This is a genomic window from uncultured Lacinutrix sp., assembly GCF_947500325.1.
In the GTDB taxonomy this organism is placed as follows: domain Bacteria; phylum Bacteroidota; class Bacteroidia; order Flavobacteriales; family Flavobacteriaceae; genus Lacinutrix.
The window spans coordinates 85,547-102,238 of record NZ_CANMRQ010000006.1; the positions used below are offsets into that span (position 1 = coordinate 85,547).

Annotated in this window: 18 protein-coding genes and 1 riboswitch; of the genes, 5 read left to right on the forward strand and 13 right to left on the reverse strand. The window is 29.9% G+C overall.

Annotated features, from left to right (window positions below; genetic code table 11):
• Positions 1 to 26 precede the first annotated feature (26 nt).
• The 4 genes from Q0997_RS09545 to Q0997_RS09560 all read right to left on the reverse strand — a co-directional run bounded on the left by Q0997_RS09545 (position 27) and on the right by Q0997_RS09560 (position 3,824).
• Positions 27 to 368 carry a DUF2853 family protein gene (locus tag Q0997_RS09545; protein WP_299887989.1) on the reverse strand — a complete coding sequence of 114 codons (342 nt, stop codon included), beginning with the start codon at positions 366 to 368 and terminating at the stop codon, positions 27 to 29.
• Positions 369 to 488: 120 nt separating this feature from the next.
• Positions 489 to 2,243, reverse strand: a complete 1,755-nt coding sequence (gene menD, locus Q0997_RS09550) for a 2-succinyl-5-enolpyruvyl-6-hydroxy-3-cyclohexene-1-carboxylic-acid synthase (RefSeq protein WP_299887993.1) — start codon at positions 2,241 to 2,243, stop codon at positions 489 to 491.
• A 39-nt stretch (positions 2,244 to 2,282) separates the two neighbouring features.
• A complete protein-coding gene (locus Q0997_RS09555) occupies positions 2,283 to 3,395 on the reverse strand; it encodes a chorismate-binding protein (RefSeq protein WP_299887996.1) in 1,113 nt (370 codons plus the stop codon).
• Positions 3,396 to 3,398: 3 nt separating this feature from the next.
• On the reverse strand, positions 3,399 to 3,824 hold the full coding sequence (locus tag Q0997_RS09560; RefSeq protein ID WP_299887999.1) for a hotdog fold thioesterase: 426 nt from the start codon (positions 3,822 to 3,824) through the stop codon (positions 3,399 to 3,401).
• A 47-nt stretch (positions 3,825 to 3,871) separates the two neighbouring features.
• Here Q0997_RS09560 and Q0997_RS09565 point away from each other — a divergent pair, with 47 nt between their 5' ends.
• The 5 genes from Q0997_RS09565 to Q0997_RS09585 all read left to right on the forward strand — a co-directional run bounded on the left by Q0997_RS09565 (position 3,872) and on the right by Q0997_RS09585 (position 6,714).
• Positions 3,872 to 4,498, forward strand: a complete 627-nt coding sequence (locus Q0997_RS09565; RefSeq protein WP_299888002.1) for an esterase — start codon at positions 3,872 to 3,874, stop codon at positions 4,496 to 4,498.
• A 218-nt stretch (positions 4,499 to 4,716) separates the two neighbouring features.
• Entirely contained in the window at positions 4,717 to 5,025 is a 309-nt protein-coding gene (locus tag Q0997_RS09570) for a hypothetical protein (protein ID WP_299888004.1), read from the forward strand.
• A 2-nt stretch (positions 5,026 to 5,027) separates the two neighbouring features.
• Positions 5,028 to 5,528, forward strand: a complete 501-nt coding sequence (locus Q0997_RS09575; RefSeq protein WP_299888006.1) for a hypothetical protein — start codon at positions 5,028 to 5,030, stop codon at positions 5,526 to 5,528.
• Positions 5,529 to 5,530: 2 nt separating this feature from the next.
• Positions 5,531 to 6,313, forward strand: coding sequence for a hypothetical protein (locus Q0997_RS09580; RefSeq protein ID WP_299888009.1), 783 nt, complete (start codon positions 5,531 to 5,533; stop codon positions 6,311 to 6,313).
• The gene (locus Q0997_RS09585) at positions 6,310 to 6,714 is read left to right on the forward strand and encodes a thiol-disulfide oxidoreductase DCC family protein (protein ID WP_299888011.1); all 405 of its coding nucleotides are present in this window, start codon (positions 6,310 to 6,312) and stop codon (positions 6,712 to 6,714) included. Before Q0997_RS09580 ends, Q0997_RS09585 begins: the two co-directional genes overlap by 4 nt.
• Before the next feature lie 191 nt (positions 6,715 to 6,905).
• Here Q0997_RS09585 and Q0997_RS09590 read toward each other — a convergent pair whose 3' ends face one another.
• From Q0997_RS09590 to Q0997_RS09630, 9 genes are all read right to left on the reverse strand, one after another.
• Complete coding sequence (locus Q0997_RS09590) at positions 6,906 to 7,391, reverse strand: PAS domain-containing protein (protein ID WP_299888013.1); 486 nt, start codon at positions 7,389 to 7,391, stop codon at positions 6,906 to 6,908.
• Positions 7,392 to 7,492: 101 nt separating this feature from the next.
• Positions 7,493 to 7,625, reverse strand: a riboswitch (cobalamin riboswitch).
• Positions 7,626 to 7,643: 18 nt separating this feature from the next.
• Complete coding sequence (locus tag Q0997_RS09595) at positions 7,644 to 8,813, reverse strand: alpha/beta hydrolase-fold protein (RefSeq protein ID WP_299888016.1); 1,170 nt, start codon at positions 8,811 to 8,813, stop codon at positions 7,644 to 7,646.
• Positions 8,814 to 9,142: 329 nt separating this feature from the next.
• Positions 9,143 to 10,087 (reverse strand): PLP-dependent cysteine synthase family protein, encoded by a 945-nt coding sequence (locus Q0997_RS09600; RefSeq protein WP_299888019.1) that lies wholly within the window; start codon positions 10,085 to 10,087, stop codon positions 9,143 to 9,145.
• 189 nt (positions 10,088 to 10,276) lie between these two features.
• Complete coding sequence (locus Q0997_RS09605; RefSeq protein WP_299888021.1) at positions 10,277 to 10,642, reverse strand: DUF2200 domain-containing protein; 366 nt, start codon at positions 10,640 to 10,642, stop codon at positions 10,277 to 10,279.
• Positions 10,643 to 10,732: 90 nt separating this feature from the next.
• Positions 10,733 to 11,131, reverse strand: a complete 399-nt coding sequence (locus tag Q0997_RS09610; RefSeq protein WP_299888024.1) for a hypothetical protein — start codon at positions 11,129 to 11,131, stop codon at positions 10,733 to 10,735.
• A gap of 90 nt (positions 11,132 to 11,221) precedes the next feature.
• Positions 11,222 to 12,190, reverse strand: a complete 969-nt coding sequence (locus Q0997_RS09615) for a nitronate monooxygenase (RefSeq protein WP_299888027.1) — start codon at positions 12,188 to 12,190, stop codon at positions 11,222 to 11,224.
• Between the two features lie 211 nt (positions 12,191 to 12,401).
• Complete coding sequence (locus Q0997_RS09620; protein ID WP_299888030.1) at positions 12,402 to 12,839, reverse strand: lipocalin family protein; 438 nt, start codon at positions 12,837 to 12,839, stop codon at positions 12,402 to 12,404.
• A 261-nt stretch (positions 12,840 to 13,100) separates the two neighbouring features.
• On the reverse strand, positions 13,101 to 15,005 hold the full coding sequence (gene dnaK, locus Q0997_RS09625) for a molecular chaperone DnaK (protein ID WP_299888033.1): 1,905 nt from the start codon (positions 15,003 to 15,005) through the stop codon (positions 13,101 to 13,103).
• 152 nt (positions 15,006 to 15,157) lie between these two features.
• Positions 15,158 to 16,495, reverse strand: a complete 1,338-nt coding sequence (locus tag Q0997_RS09630; RefSeq protein WP_299888036.1) for a hypothetical protein — start codon at positions 16,493 to 16,495, stop codon at positions 15,158 to 15,160.
• Positions 16,496 to 16,692 lie beyond the last annotated feature (197 nt).

The following is a 16,692-nucleotide window of genomic DNA, read 5'->3' on the forward strand; positions in this document are numbered from 1 at the left end:
CTTTTTTATATTTTTTAAAACAGATTCTATTTATAAACAGACTCTTTTTTAAAGTGTTTAGCTAGTAAATAATATACTACAGCTCTGTATTTATTTTTGTTAGAACGACCGTAAGTTTCCATAACAGAATCGATAGCTTTATCTAAATCTGCACTATCTTTTAAACCTAATTTTTTGATTAAAAAATTATTTTTCACAGTATCTAGTTCACTTTGGTCAGAACCAGAAACAGTTGCAGCATCTTTATTATAAATAGATGGTCCACAACCAATTGTAACTTTAGTTAAAAAATCCATATCAGGATTTGTACCACACTTGTCTTTAAGATCTGAAGCGTATTTAGCAATAAGATCGTCTCTTTTACTCATAATTAATAGTTTTAAGTTTTTTTATTTACCCTTAAATATACAATATTTTTGAACTAATAAATTTCTAGGGCAAAAACAATATGTTAAAAATATCGACAAAGAACCAAATACATCGTTAAACTACTTAATATAGCTAAAATACTTCAATAGAATATCATCATTATCTTGACTAGGTGTAAAAATTTCTAGCAATTTTGGTTTATCATTTTTTGAATAAAATGTGTTTAATATTAAGGCTAATTCTTCTTCATTTGAAGCACTCTCATAATTAAAATTATACATTTTACATAAATGCTCTGCCGTTAAATTATGTTTAGTTTCAAAGTAAGTATCAAAATTATTAGTGTTTTTATGTCCTGGTAAGATTCTAAAAATACCACCGCCTTGATTATTAACTATAACCACTCTAAAATTATTAGGGATATAATTATTCCATAACGCATTACTGTCGTAGAAAAAACTTAAATCACCCGTAATAAAAACTGTTGGTTTATTAGTTGAAGCTAATGCTGCTCCAATTGCTGTACTTGTACTACCATCTATACCACTTGTTCCTCTATTACAAAACACATTTAAAGATGTATTTAAGTCGAAAAGTTGAGTGTAGCGTATCGCAGAACTATTACCAACTTGTAACTGAGAAAAGTCTGGGATGCTTTTTAAGACTATGTCGAAAACTTTAAAATCACTATAAGGAATTATATTAATATAATCTTTATGCTTTTCTCTACGAGTAGCAAAGATATTAGACCAAAAATTATTATAGTTACTTTGAATGTTATCAGTTTTTGATAATAAATTAGCAAAGAATACATTTACGGGCATTTTAAATACTTTATTTAAAATAAAAAAAGTATCGTTTGCGGTATATTCTCCAATATGCCAATGTTCTTTAGGCTTAAACTCACGCAAAAACTTCTTAATCTTTTTAGAAACTACTAAACCTCCAAAAGTTAATAATACGTCTGGTTTTAATTGTTCAAATTCTTCCGTATTTAATGCGCCTATTAATTTATCTATACTTGGTATAAATCTATCGTGGTGTATATTTGAAGTTGTCTCAGTTAGTACCAAAACACTATCATCTTTAGCTAAAAGATCTAAATATTCTTGTTCTACATCATTTGGTTGGTTTACTCCTACTAAAATAAGTTTTCGTTTAGCATTACTCCATATTTCTGATAAAGCATTAAAATCTTCACTGTCATTATCTTTAGTTGCTAATGGTATAACTTTTGGACTAACAGAAAGTTCTTCAACCATTTCATACAAAGGTTCACTAAATGGCGCATTTATATGTACTGGCCCTTTTTGTATAATTGAAATATTTATAGCCTTATTTATTTGCTCTTCGTTACTCTGTTGAATTGTTTTTTGCAAGCCTAAATACTTCTCGAGTTTATTCTCGATACTTTTCATTATTGGCAATGCTTCTTCTTCATCCAATTTATTTTCTTCACTTAAATCTTGTTTTAAGTTGGCAGAATATAGAATATGATTTTTATATACATTTTCTTGGTTTATAGTTTGTCCGTCTCCAATACCAATTAAATATTTTGGTCTATCTGCACTTAAAACCACTAAAGGTATATTACTATAAAAAGCTTCACTAATTGCAGGATAATAATTAAGTAATGCGCTACCTGAAGTACAAACTACTACTACTGGGTGTTTAATTTGTTGTGCAATTCCCATTGCAAAAAATGCGGCACAACGTTCATCAACAATACTGTAGCATTTAAAAAAAGAATCGTGAGTAAAACCTATAGTTAACGGTGCATTTCTACTACCTGGGGATAGCACAATATGTTTAATATTTTTAGCCTTACAAAGCTGAATTAAGGTTTGAGCAAGTGGAATTTTTGGGTATAGCATATCTATTACAAAAATACGACATACAGTTTTTAATTGGAATTAAAACAAGACCTTTTTCATTGTAGAGGTTTTATTTACTGTTTCTTTCCATTCATTCCCAGGATTAGAATCTTTAGTAATTCCACCACCAATGTATAGGCTTGCTTTACTATCTGTTAATTGCATACAGCGTAGATTAACATATAAATTTGATACCGTTTTTATAGAAGTATATACATTATTTTCTACATTACGTCTATTAGTATTTCTAGTCGCTTTCTCTTTTATATTTAATTCTCCTAAGTAGCCTGTATAATATTCTCTATTATAATTTTCATTTTTTAAAATAAATTGTTTGCTCTCTTCTTTTGGGAATCCGCAAACTGCTGGTGTTGGATGTAACGCCTTAATAAGAGATTCTAGATTTGAATTTATAGTACCAGAAATTCTAGTTTTTATATGTAGTAAGTTACCAGCTTTAATAGTTTCTGCTGCTCCAATAATAATATTTTGTACTAGAGGTTTTAAATTATTTTCTATAAAACTAGTAACTAATTCCTGCTCTTCTATCTCTTTAGCTTCCCAATTTATTGTATTATGTCCTTCATCTTTTTGAGTACCAGCCAATGCCATAGTTGTAAACCTATTTCCTGTGATACTTATCAAAGTTTCTGGAGTAGCACCAAGCCATAATCCTACTTTTGGATGATACCAACAGTATACAAAAGCCTTAGAATATACTTTTAATAAACGTTGAAATAGTTTAATTGGATTAGCTTCAGATAGATTTATCGTTTCCTTTCTAGAAAGTACTACTTTCTTGAATTCATTATTATTTATAGCATTTATTGCTTTAGTAACTAATTGTACATGAAATGCTTTTGCATCAATTGAATTTTCGTCTTGTTCCTTATAAACATTTTCTTGTTCTTGAAAAGTAAAATTAGTTTCTATAGAAGAAGAATTTTCAATAGGAATTAATACTGTTTGCTCTTCGGTATTAAAAGGCGCAAAAACAAATCCACTATCTTTTAAGTGTTTTGAAGTATGAATATTATTATCATTTTGAAATAATCCCTTTATAGCATTTGTATTAGGTTTTCTATATAATACAAATGGTAATGCTTCGTCAAAATGAGTGTTGGCTATCTCAAAAAATTGGTCTTGCAACATGTATTACTTTTTTTTGGGCAATGTAATGGTAGATAACCGACAAATAGAAACTAAATTATCTGCTTCGTCTGTTACTTTAATATCTATTAATTGAGTGGTTCTGCCTTTATGTAAAAATGTAGCTTTTGCATAAATTAGACCTTCTTTTACACTTTTTAAATGGTTAGCCGTGATTTCTAATCCGCGCACAAACATATTTTCTGTATCTGTAAAAAGATGAGACGCGAAACTTCCAACACTTTCTGCTAATGCTGCAGTTGCACCACCATGCAATACTCCATCTGGTTGATAAACACGTGAATTAACCGGCATACTTGCTATTAAAAAATCGTCACCAAAATCTACAATTTTAATGTCTAATGTTTCCATTAATGTATTTTTCGACGCTGCATTTGCTTGCTCTAGCATTTCGGCTTTAGATAGTTTCATTAAATAAGATTATTTTAGTGCTGTAAAAATACGAAACAAAGCGAGCAATGCTAGAAAAAGAGATAACTTATACTACCAAAAAATCATATTCTACATTAAATACATTAACCGAAAAAACAGAAAATGTATGGTTTGTATGCCATGGCATGGGTTATTTAAGTCGTTATTTTATCAAGTATTTTTCTGAGTTAAATACAGACAAAAATTACATTATAGCACCACAAGCTCCAAGTTTATATTATCAAAAAAACTTTAGACATGTTGGTGCCAGTTGGTTAACTAAAGAGAATACAGTTAAAGAAACTGAAAACATAATGCAATATTTTGATGCTGTTTTAGAAGAAGAGCAAATACCAAAAAATAAAAACCTTATTATTTTAGGGTATTCTCAAGGTGTAAGCGTTTCAACAAGATATATAAAGACTAGACAATTACAATGCTCCCAGTTAGTATTACATTCTGGTGGCATACCAAAAGAATTAGTTCCTGAAGACTTTTCATTCTTAAAAGCTAAAGTATCTCTAGTTTATGGTACCGAAGACGAATACCTCAACGCAGATCGTATTATGTATGAAACAAAAAGAGCTAATGAGCTATTTGGAAACGAAGTTAATATCATACCTTTTGAAGGTAAACATGTTGTAAATGTTGATATTATAAAACAACTTACTTAATACATTTAAATAACCTTATTCCTTTTCCTAAGTATAATTACTTGTTTTAAACATTAAGAAATTATACGCTTAATAAACACCTTCTTTATAAATAATTTTGATCTATTATCAAGAACATTCTAGATAAAAGATAGATCGCTACTATCCTATTTCTTGATTTTTGGCGGTATCCGAAAAGCCATATAAAGAGTAGGTACTCACATTAAAAAACTTTTAAAATGTCAAAATTATCTAAAAAAGAGCTTGCTGCATTAGACCTGTTAATTGCTCATGTAGAAGAAAATGGAACTCAAGATCTAGCTTTTATTGGTAGTATTGTTAACGCTGCTAGTAAAGCTGTTAATGCTGTTACTAATGTTGTTTCTAACCCTGCTGTAACCAGTGCTTTAAATGTTGCTACGGCAGTTTGTCCAGTAGCGGTTGCTGCAATATTAGCAGCTAGACCAGCAGAAACTAGCAAGTTAGAATCTGTAGATGCCAAAACTACTTTAAATGAGTTAATTCAATTAAGAAAAGAGAATTCTTAATTATGTTAGTTTTTGTATTAATAGTACTTGCCATTTTTATGGTGGCAAGTACTTTATATCAGATTAAGTATTTTCAGAAATACTTAAATAAGTACGACAAACTTCAATTATTACCAAACTATTCTTTCTTTGCTCCTAAACCATATGCAAATGATTTTAGATTAGTTTATAAAATAGAAGAAGACCCAAATTCTAATTGGGAAGAACTTGATATGTATAAAGAATTTGCTTTAAAAAGAATTTTCTGGAATCCATTTAAATATTATAATAAAGGCATGATAGATATTTGCCAGCAATTGCTTGAAGAACAACATATCATACAAAATAAAGAGCAACTAAAATCATCAACTAATCACATAAATATTATTTTATCAATTTATAGATTTTTAAAACAACGAAATATTAAAGCTAGCGCTCTAAAGTTTGCTATTGTAACTTCTGAAGGTGTAAAAAACCTAAAAATTAAGAGCGTTGTATTTGATTCTAACTTACAAATTATATAATTATGGAATATTCAAATTTAATAAATATAGGTTATGCAATAAGTTTATACTTAATTTTATTCTCTACATTAATGTCTGTGCTAGAGTTAAGTTCTACGCCAAATCATTATTTCAATTTTATCTATCCAAAAATAAATACTATATCACTAAACAAAAGGAAGTGGTTAAAAATTCATAAACTACAAGTTATATCTTTACTGTTTACTGGTACTTTTTTCTTTTTAAACATGGAAGTTTTATTTAAAATTTTCTTCTTATCGCTTACTGCTCTAACGCTATATTCTTATATAAATAGAACCGCTGGAAAAGATGGTGCAGATCAATTAAGAATATTAGCGTTATTATCCTTTAGTTTATGTTTTTTATTAGATACTAATTTTGAAAAAATTGTTGCATTAGGTTTCTTAGGAGCACAAGTAGTTTTAGGATACACAACTTCGGGTATCGCGAAACTATTGTCTCCATACTGGAGAAAAGGAAATGTATTACATCTTATTTTTGGAACTTATTCTTATGGAATACCTAAAATTGCCAAATACATTAAAGCTTTCCCAAAAATAGAAAGGTTTATGTCTCATTCAGCAATATTTATTATGCTTGCAGTGCCAATAACATTTTTTATACCTAATCAATATGCTATTCTTTTTGCGCTGGCTGGTATTTTTATTTTCCATTTTGGTACAGCTGTTTTAATGGGTTTAAATGACTTTTTATACACATTTCCACTAGCATATCCTGGAATTATTTTACTACATGGATTAATGCATAATTATATTACAATATGAAAACTAATATTGTTTTTTTCGATGGTGAATGTGCTATGTGTAATGGTTTAGTTCTTTTTATATTAGAAAAGGATAAAAGTTTAAAAATGAATTTTATTTCTTTACAAACTAAAAAGGCTGAAGATCTACTTTTAAAAAATGACATTGTTATAAATAATAAAAAGATTACTACAATTTATTATTTGAGTAATGGAAAAATTAAAAGTCATTCGGATGCTATTATATCTATATTTTATGATTTGGGATCATTGTGGAAAGTATTTATAACACTTAAAATAATACCAAAAAAAATTAGAGATTTAGTATATAGGTTTATTTCTAAAAACCGTTATCTGTTTTTTGGAAAACAAGAGAGCTGTAAACTACTTTCAATTGAAAACAGAAATAGAATTATTGAATAAAAAAAATTCATCTTTTATTATATTATGATAAAGAAAAGCTGTTGAAAAAACTGGAGCTATTCTTAAAAAGATATTAATATAAGATAGATTTAAACGAAGCACCAGTTGTTATTATATTTAAAAAGTGAATCGATAAACAACTAAATTATTAAGTAAAAATGAGCTGCTATTTTAAAGGTTTTATTTAGTATTTAAATATAAACTTCTTTTTCTAAAGCTAATAGATGAGTAAGTTTACCTTCCTTATTTTTTAAAGGAAATATTTCGATGTCGCAAATATATTCCTCTCCATTTTTTCTATAATTAATTATACGCTCTTTAAAATGGATTTCTTTTTTTATGTTTTCTCTTACCGTTTTTAAAGACGCTTGACATGATTTTTCCCCTTGTAAAAATTTAGGTGATTTGCCTTTAGAAAATTTTGCAGGATAACCTGTCATTTTTACAAAACCTTTATTTACCCATTGAATTTCTTGAGTATCATTCGTTAGAACTATAGCTTCAAATGTCGTTTCATTTAAGGTTTTTTCTATATTAAAAGACCAATTGTATTGCTCTTTATACTCTTTTAATATTTCTATTTCTGTATTTTTAACAAATTCTTTTGCTTGCCTTTGAAGAAATAAGGCATAAAAATCCCAACTTTTTAAAGGTGCTCTAAGTGGTTCTTTTTTCATTTGTTTCATTTTAAAATACTTTTCTTTTATTATGAAACACGAATAGCTAAAAATCTAATATATAGAGAGCTACTAACAGGCTTCAAATCGCGAAAGCATTATTGTTATATATTAATAAAGGCAAGTAATCTGGCTTATAATAAATTAAATTATTAATTACAGTTGCGCGACAGCTTGAGATTTTAACACAATTCCTTTTATTGCTTAAAAGCAGCCTTTACCACATCAAAGATAGTTTTTATGCTATTAACTTTAATCTAAAGTGGTCAATTTTTCTTTAATCCATTCAGAAATATCTTTATAATAATTCTCACTGACTTCAGATTTTTGTTCTTCCAATAATTTCTGTGTTTTCTTAAAAAAAGTTTTAGCAACCTTTTTATCTCCCATTTTATCATAAATATCGCAAAGGTTAACATACACCCTAACGCTATTAGGTTTTTTGTCTAAAGCCATATTATAGATAGCCAAAGCTGTTTCGTAATCATCTCTATCTCTAAAATCGTTAGCTATAAAATTTAAATAACCAGCACTGGCTTTATGAACATAACCAAAGACCTTTTCTTTATCATCATAGAAATCGTCAATTCTTTGTTTTAAATTATTTTTCGAAATTTTCGAGAAGTCTTCAATTACCTTTTGATCTGCAAAGTAATTTCTACTCATACTAATTAAACCATCGCAAATAGAAGGCCCAACAATTTGCCAATGTCCAACACGCTCAATTAAACGAGGTTGCCAAGCTATTGTATTATTTGGGTATTTTTTTATTAGAGAATCTATAGTATTAACATAGCCACCAAACTCTGCTTCTCTTCTACCAACATCACCATGTGAAAAGTAGAGATATTTTCCAAAATCAGTTTTGTTTTTCAACAAAGTGTCTGCATTTTTTACAATTATATTATCTGTATCTCCAAAAGAAGGACTAATACCAATATAAGCATCAAACATATCTCTATTATCACTAAATAAAGTATTACCAACAAAAGCGCCACCCCAAGAATGACCTATAATGGTTTTAAAACCATCTGTTCTGTAATTCTTCTCTATAAAAGGAAAAATTTCTTTTTTAAAGTGCTCTTTTAGTTTAGAAGATTCTGGGTTAAACTCACTACCGCGATTGTCTGAAACAACACCAACAACTATCATTGGTATTACAGAATAATTATATACCATATAACCTATATTTCCTTTAGCAGCATCCCAAAATACTTTATGTTGTGCATCTAAAACATAAGTTACTGCATATGTAGCAGTAGAATCTTTAGAGTAAGACTTAGGCAAAAGGACTTTTACTTTTCTTTCTTTACCAAAAACCTTAGAATTAATCGTGTGTTCTATTTCTAATTTGTCTTGCGCATGTGCTGTAAATACAGATACAACCACATATAAAATACTAATAGCTTTAAAAAATCTCATGATATTAAATTTTATTTAAAATGTACAGTAAGCTTATTTAACTAAATATAAATGTTTTATATTTTAGTATATAGATTATAGTATTTAGAAAATGTTACAGTTAAAAGAAAATTAAGCACTTCTATAAGTTATTTATACATAGTAACAATTATAAATTATATTGAGTAAATAGAAGAAGTAACATCTGTTTTTAAGGGTGTTTGGTTTAACGATTGGGCTATGGTTTCGTTGTAGAATTGTCCGCTAGAACCAAGCGATTATATAAAGACAGGAATTTTCCGTAGAAAATTCTGCAACAATGAATTATAAAGGTTGTTATACACAGTTTTTTATTTATATAAATCTCCGTTTAAGTACTTTAATCCTGAATCACAAACAACAGTTACAATTGTTTTTCCTCTTCCAATAATTTTAGCTCTTTGTAAAGCTGCCCACACGTTGGAGCCAGATGTAGTACCTCCAAACACTCCTTCAATTCTTGCTAATTTTCTAGCAGTTTCATATGCGTCTTCATCTTTTACGGAAATTATTTCATCTGCTAAATCCAATCGACAAATTTCTGGAATAAATCCAGCTCCCATTCCGTCGAGCCTATGAGTTCCTGATGTATCTCCTCCAGATAATGTTCTCACATTAAATGGTTCTATAGGAATACATCTAATTCCAGAGATTTCCTTTTTGAATACTTCCGAATTTCCAGAAAAGCATCCACCAGTACCCACACCTGTTATAAACTCATCAATATTGCTTCCTAAAACATCCATTATTTCGTATGCCATTTTATGGTAGGCATTACGATTGTCAATGTTTTTAAATTGGTCAGTGTAAAACGTATTCGGTTGTTTCGCAATTTCTCGAACTCTTTCGAGTGCTTTATCAATAATTCTAGCTATTATTTTTCCATTTTCACTCGGAATCAGTTCAAGTTTTGCTCCAAACGCTCTCATAGTTTGAAGTTTTTCCTCGGCAAAAGCATCAGATGAAACAAAATGTGCTTTATAGCCTTTTGCAGAACAAATCATTGCCAAGGAACTTCCAGTACTTCCGCCAGTATAGTCAACTACAGTTCCGCCAGATTTTAATTCGCCTCTTCTTTCAGCACCTTCAATCATAGCCAGTGCCATTCTATCTTTCATACTCCCGGTTGGATTTGCTCCTTCAATCTTTACATAAATATCTGCAGAATTAGAATTGGTAAGATGTTTTAGTTTGACAAGTGGTGTATTTCCTATTCCTTCCATTTTAGTTTTCTCAAATTGCGTACAATGTTTCATCGATAAAAAGCGTTTTAATGTTTCTTATCGGATGCTAAACGAAGTTCGGCTATTTTTATAACCAAGTCAAGTTATCAAAAAATATGTATTAGTTAATCTACTTTACTTTTTACTGAAACTATAACATTAATTTCTACACCTTACGTATAGTGCAAAAATGTATTTTAGACATGAATACCTATACTATTTTTATCGCAAAATCTTCTCCATCTTACGCCCTTTTGCTAATTCATCAACTAATTTATCTAAATATCTACATTGTCTATACACTTCAAATTCATCATCTATTTCTTCTATTCGATATCCACAAACAACGCCTTTAATAAGATGCGCATTTGGATGTAATTCTGCTTTTTGAAAAAATGTTTCAAATGTTACCTTCTCTTCAATAAGTACTTGTAATTTATCTTCATCAAATCCAGTTAACCACTCTATTACTTGGTTTAGTTCTTTCTTGGTTCTTCCATTCTTCTCCAACCTATTCAAATAAAGTGGATAAATAGATGCAAAAATCATTTTTGCAACTTTTTCATTTTTTTCTGCTGTGACTTTCATTTGTATTGAATTTTGAATTAATAAGTCTACTAATTAATATAAAATGATTGCGTCTTAAATACATGCTAATTGCCTATTTAGACAATCACATTATAAGATACTTTGGAGTTCTTTCAAAATTAATTTCTGCGACTCTTCATCTAAATTGTTATTCATGCCGTCTAAAGCATATTGAATGATATGATTTTCTCTCTTGCACCAATTTATCAATCTAACGACTCCACTCTTCGTAATAATTCCATCCTTATTTTCAAATTTTGTAGGAGAAAATATGTGAACTAACTTTATATTGTCTCTAAGTGAAATAACAATTTTTCGATTATTTTCAATTTGCTGTAATCCGTATTTTAGAAACATCGATTGGTCAGAACTGACAGCCTTAATTTGAATTCCATCAAATTCTGTTTGGTCTGTTTCGTCAAAAACCCACCAGAGATATTCTTTCCCTTCCACATTCACCCGTTTTTTTCTCTTTTTACTAATTGTCATTTTATTTATCAATTAAACATAACAATATAATAAAAGTGAAAATCTTAAAAAAACGAATAAATGAAATCGTAAATTAAAATAGAAGTATTATTAATTCACCAATTTAGCAACTATATCTTTTACAGGAAGTATAGCTTTAGTATGTTCTATGCTTGGCCCTGCAACCCATACTGTTTTATAAGTGGCTTTAGTTGCTGCATTTTCGGCCGCTTTCATACCAATAGAAAAACGAATCATTTTAACCCATTTTTTTAGCTTCTTATTTTTATTTAATACAGATTCTAACCACGTTTGTTTAGTACCAATTTTCTTAACATAAGGTGTATTTATTACTGTGCATGGTGTACCAGAAATGCGTTCTGTCATCACTATATCGTCTGCCCCATAATCCACACAAGCTTGTTTGTATTCTTCTGTTACACCTGCTTCTATTGAAGCTATAAAAGGACTTCCTACAGAAACTCCTTCTGCTCCATAACTTAGCATATTATCAATATCTGCCTTACAGCCAACACCTCCAGCAGAAATAACAGGAATACTTAGCTTTTCGCTTAATTGGTTAGTTAACTCTTGCGGTGTTAAATTACCTCTATGTCCACCAGCTTCATTATTTACTGCAATAGCTGCATCTGCTCCTAATTGTTCTACTTTTTGCGCGAAACGCAAATCGGTAACATCACAAAACACTTTTATACCAACTTTATGAGCTTGCCTAATAGTTTCTTCAGGACTACCCAAAGACGTTATTATAAAATCACATCCTTCTTCACATAGCACCTCTAATTGCCCTTTATATTTAATATTTGATTTATTAACAATTAAGTTAAAACCAAACGATCCGCCTTCTACTTTATTAGCCTTTAATTCTTTAATAGCAGCTCTTAATTCTTCTAATGTTCTATAATTAAGTGCTGGAATACAACCTGCAATGCCTCCTTTCATTGCTTCTGTAACCATAGCTACATTTGAAACCAAAAACATTGGTGCTTGAATTATTGGGTATTTTATATTTAAAAGTTCTGTGAGTTTGGTATTCATCTTTATATTAAAATTAGTCATACAAATATAAGTATTAATTTATTATGCATGCATAGTTTATTATTATGCTTTTAAATAAAAAATGTAATCGAATAAATAATTATGTTTAAATAACTGAGTTAACTAAAGCTATAATTGGTTTGAGTTAAAGACATAAGGAATTATGTTTTTAAAAATAAAGCGTTAAAAAGTGCCTAAGAATACACTTAAATAAAATTATTAAAGATTAAATTTAATATTGTTTCTTAATATAAGTTTCTCGAAAAATAATAATTTCATTATCACTGACTTCTTCAAACTCTATAATTAAAGACGAAGGCTCTGTAATAAAGAGTTGTTGAATGGTAATTTCTGTACCATCTTCTTCAGTTATAATGTTATCTCTTAACGTGTAACTTTTGTTTAGTGTTTGTACACTACATTTATTACCTTTTCCACTTTTATTATAAACATAAATAATATTAGTCTCATCAAATATTATAAGATCTAATAAGTCACATTCGGTAAGTTTATAATTAATTCCATTTTGAGAAGAAGCAGTCAATTTCCATACACCTAGTAAGGAACCTATATTTAAAGTAGTATCATCGTCTATAGAATTATCTTTAGAACAAGAAAAAGAAATACTAATAAAAAGTATTATAAGTAGGTTTGTGGTTAGTTTTTTCATGAGTAAATTTGGGATTTACAGATTTTACTAATAGTTAAATATACTATTTTTTTTTAAATTAACATTTTACTCACTTTTCATAAGGTGTTGATTATAAATTTTTTACATAGAAACATCATATATTATTTGCTATATTAAAAGAAAAAACGCAATCAAATAAATGATTGCGTTTTTTATAATTTAATTCTTTCTAAAGATCCCAAAATGAATTTTAGGATAAGTAATTCTTACCATTTCTCTATTAAAAAATTGGTCTTCTTCTTACTTAACTTCTTCGAAGTCTACGTCTTCAACATTATCACCTTCAGGCTGTGCTTCTGCATTACCAGCTTCTGGTCCTGCTCCTGCTCCACCTTGAGCCTCTTGTTGTGCTTTGTACATTTCTTCACTAGCTACTTTCCAAGCTTCGTTAATTTTCTCTAACGCAGGCTCTATAACAGCTATATCTTTAGTTTCGTATGCTTTCTTTAGTTCTTCTAAAGCTTCTTCAATTGGTGCCTTTTTATCATCCGATAATTTATCACCAAATTCTTTTAATTGCTTTTCCGTTTGGAAAATCATTGAATCTGCTTCATTTAATTTCTTAGCATTTTCTGCCGCTTTTGCATCTGCTTCTGCATTTGCTTCTGCATCTGCTTTCATTTTTTGGATTTCTTCATCAGTTAAACCAGAAGACGCTTCAATACGAATATCTTGTGTCTTATTTGTTGCTTTATCTGTTGCAGAAACCTTAATAATACCATTAGCATCAATATCAAAAGTCACTTCAATTTGTGGTACTCCTCTTTGTGCTGGTGGAATCCCATCTAAGTGAAAACGTCCAATAGTTTTGTTATCTCCAGCCATTGCTCTTTCACCTTGTAATACGTGAATCTCTACAGATGGTTGATTATCTGCTGCTGTTGAAAATACTTGAGATTTTTTTGTTGGAATGGTAGTATTTGCTTCAATAAGTTTTGTCATTACATTACCCATTGTTTCAATACCTAATGATAAAGGTGTTACATCTAAAAGTAATACATCTTTAACATCTCCAGTTAAAACTCCACCTTGAATTCCTGCTCCTAATGATACTACTTCATCTGGGTTTACGCCTTTACTTGGTGCTTTACCAAAAAACTTCTCTACAGCAGTTTGTACAGCTGGAATACGAGTAGAACCACCTACTAAAATTACTTCATCAATATCATTAATTGATAATCCTGCAGATTTTAATGCTGTTTGGCAAGGTTCTATTGTTCTCTTTACTAAATCGTCAATTAACTGCTCAAATTTAGAACGTGTTAAAGTACGCACTAAGTGCTTTGGCCCACTAGCTGTAGCTGTAATATATGGTAAGTTAATCTCTGTTTGTTCAGATGATGATAATTCAATCTTAGCTTTTTCTGCTGCTTCTTTTAAACGTTGTAAAGACATTGGATCTTTTCTTAAATCCATAGACTCTTCAGCATTAAATTCATCAGCTAACCAATTAATAATTTTTTCATCTACATCATCACCTCCTAAGTGTGTATCACCATCTGTAGATAGTACTTCAAATACACCATCTCCTAATTCAAGGATAGATACATCATGTGTTCCTCCACCAAAATCAAATACAACTATTTTTTGGTCTGTTCCTTTTTTGTCCATACCATAAGCTAAAGCTGCTGCTGTTGGCTCATTGATAATACGACGTACTTTTAATCCAGCAATCTCACCAGCTTCTTTAGTTGCTTGACGTTGTGCATCGTTAAAATATGCTGGTACAGTAATTACTGCTTCTGCTACTGAAGTACCTAAGTAATCTTCAGCAGTTTTTTTCATTTTTTGTAATACCATTGCCGATAATTCTTGTGGTGTATATAAACGACCATCAATATCAACACGTGGTGTATCATTATCTCCTTTTACTACTTTATAAGGTACACGTTCTGCTTCTTTTTTAGATTCAGAATACTTATTACCCATAAAACGTTTTATAGAATAAACTGTTTTTGTTGGATTTGTTACTGCTTGACGTTTTGCAGGATCTCCAACTTTAATTTCACCGCCTTCAACAAAAGCGATAACTGAAGGTGTTGTTCTTTTTCCTTCAGCATTTGGGATAACTACTGGCTCGTTACCTTCCATTACAGAAACGCAAGAGTTGGTAGTTCCTAAATCGATTCCAATAATCTTACTCATAGTATATGTGTGTGTTTAATTTTATTAATTATTTACGAGAGGAATAAGTCAATGATTGTGCCAACACAAAATGACTGACACGATGTCATAAAACAAAAAAAGACTCATTTTAAATGAGTCCTTATATATTTCAATACGGTTTTTAATTAAGACTAATTTGCAGTTATAAATACATCAAAGAAAAATTGTCCTGCCCAACAACTAGCAGATGTGTCACCTAAACTATCTGTTCTTGTAATATTCATAGTTATAGAAGCCGCAGATTTATTAGCATAATTTAAACTAAAAGTATCTGGATAAGAACTATTATTATTTGCAGAAAAAATCATGCCTTCAGGGTTAAAGGGCAATGCAGGCGCAAAATCATACCTCACTTGTAATCTTTCAGGGTGAAATGGTGCCAATAACACTTCTTGTCCACTTATAGTTGCTGTTGAACCTATATTATCTTGAAGGTCTAATATTTCCCAAGACACAGTAGTAGGTACTCCTTTTATAGTTAAATTAAAACTACCTGTACTACCCACACTATTAGTATTACATATTGGAATTTCCATTCCGTTTACAGTTGCAATGCTTGGCACATCAGAAATTACATCGGTAGATAATGTAGTCCATTTTGCATTCCCATTTGCATCACTAATTAAAACTTTACCAACAGCTTGATTACCATCTACTATTCGTAAAGCTGCAGGTGCACTAGATACTAACGAAATGTCATCTATTCTTGCAAGGTCATCTCCTCCATCATCTGTAAAATCTTTAAAATACCTCCAACGTAATGTATGAGTTCCTGCACTTGCAAAATTATAAACATAATTAGTCCAACCTATAGTACCAGACCATGATTCTATAACTGCTCCATCTACAGAAAATTCAAGAAAGTCAAAAGTAGCTTCAGAACTTACTTCATAAAAGAAACTAAGTGTAGCGCCTCCAGCAGGTACTGCTGCGGTATATTCCATTATAGATTCTTGATCATCTGCTATATTACCAGACTCAGCGGCTTGAGTTCCCCCATTAACACTTGTACTTTGCAAAAACCAATTAGAATCACCGCTTGTTGTTAGTGGCGTTAAAGCACCTTCAAAATCTTGATTTAAAATAGTAGTAGCTGTCCCAGTACTCTCTATATGAAGTTGTGTTGATGGTGCATTGGTTCCAATACCTACATTACCAGAATTTGCATTATATATATCATTTCCATTAATTGTCCAATCATTATCAACTCCACCTCCAAAAGGTTGCCATGTAGTACCATCATAATAATAAAAACCAGGTGTATTATTAGTTTGATATATTAACAAACCTATCGCTGGTGTTGTAATTGCATTACGTTCAGTTTGCGTAAGTCTTGGTATTAAAATCCCTGATGTTGTGGACTCAATTTCTAATGCTGCACTAGAATCTGGAGTAGTAGTACCAATACCTACTTGTGCAAATAATAAAATAGGAAATAATACTATAATAATTAGTGGGGCAGTTTTCATAAAATATGACACTTTAATTAATATGATATCAATTTATCCTTTTTGTTCGTATTTTCTTATAGAACCCTACATTTTTAGTGTTTTTTTTCGTCGTAAACATAAAAAAAATCGATAATTAGCAACAAACTAATTAACGTTCGTTTGTTATTATAAAGAAACAATTTAACACATAAAATTACAATCATTTATTAGCAATA

Excerpts from the sequence above, each read along its gene's own strand:
- Q0997_RS09545 (WP_299887989.1), bottom strand. The coding sequence starts at position 368 with ATGAGTAAAAGAGACGATCTTATTGCTAAATACGCTTCAGATCTTAAA.
- menD (WP_299887993.1), bottom strand. The coding sequence starts at position 2,243 with ATGCTATACCCAAAAATTCCACTTGCTCAAACCTTAATTCAGCTTTGT.
- Q0997_RS09555 (WP_299887996.1), bottom strand. The coding sequence starts at position 3,395 with ATGTTGCAAGACCAATTTTTTGAGATAGCCAACACTCATTTTGACGAA.
- Q0997_RS09560 (WP_299887999.1), bottom strand. The coding sequence starts at position 3,824 with ATGAAACTATCTAAAGCCGAAATGCTAGAGCAAGCAAATGCAGCGTCG.
- Q0997_RS09565 (WP_299888002.1), top strand. The coding sequence starts at position 3,872 with ATGCTAGAAAAAGAGATAACTTATACTACCAAAAAATCATATTCTACA.
- Q0997_RS09570 (WP_299888004.1), top strand. The coding sequence starts at position 4,717 with ATGTCAAAATTATCTAAAAAAGAGCTTGCTGCATTAGACCTGTTAATT.
- Q0997_RS09575 (WP_299888006.1), top strand. The coding sequence starts at position 5,028 with ATGTTAGTTTTTGTATTAATAGTACTTGCCATTTTTATGGTGGCAAGT.
- Q0997_RS09580 (WP_299888009.1), top strand. The coding sequence starts at position 5,531 with ATGGAATATTCAAATTTAATAAATATAGGTTATGCAATAAGTTTATAC.
- Q0997_RS09585 (WP_299888011.1), top strand. The coding sequence starts at position 6,310 with ATGAAAACTAATATTGTTTTTTTCGATGGTGAATGTGCTATGTGTAAT.
- Q0997_RS09590 (WP_299888013.1), bottom strand. The coding sequence starts at position 7,391 with ATGAAAAAAGAACCACTTAGAGCACCTTTAAAAAGTTGGGATTTTTAT.
- Q0997_RS09595 (WP_299888016.1), bottom strand. The coding sequence starts at position 8,813 with ATGAGATTTTTTAAAGCTATTAGTATTTTATATGTGGTTGTATCTGTA.
- Q0997_RS09600 (WP_299888019.1), bottom strand. The coding sequence starts at position 10,087 with ATGAAACATTGTACGCAATTTGAGAAAACTAAAATGGAAGGAATAGGA.
- Q0997_RS09605 (WP_299888021.1), bottom strand. The coding sequence starts at position 10,642 with ATGAAAGTCACAGCAGAAAAAAATGAAAAAGTTGCAAAAATGATTTTT.
- Q0997_RS09610 (WP_299888024.1), bottom strand. The coding sequence starts at position 11,131 with ATGACAATTAGTAAAAAGAGAAAAAAACGGGTGAATGTGGAAGGGAAA.
- Q0997_RS09615 (WP_299888027.1), bottom strand. The coding sequence starts at position 12,190 with ATGACTAATTTTAATATAAAGATGAATACCAAACTCACAGAACTTTTA.
- Q0997_RS09620 (WP_299888030.1), bottom strand. The coding sequence starts at position 12,839 with ATGAAAAAACTAACCACAAACCTACTTATAATACTTTTTATTAGTATT.
- dnaK (WP_299888033.1), bottom strand. The coding sequence starts at position 15,005 with ATGAGTAAGATTATTGGAATCGATTTAGGAACTACCAACTCTTGCGTT.
- Q0997_RS09630 (WP_299888036.1), bottom strand. The coding sequence starts at position 16,495 with ATGAAAACTGCCCCACTAATTATTATAGTATTATTTCCTATTTTATTA.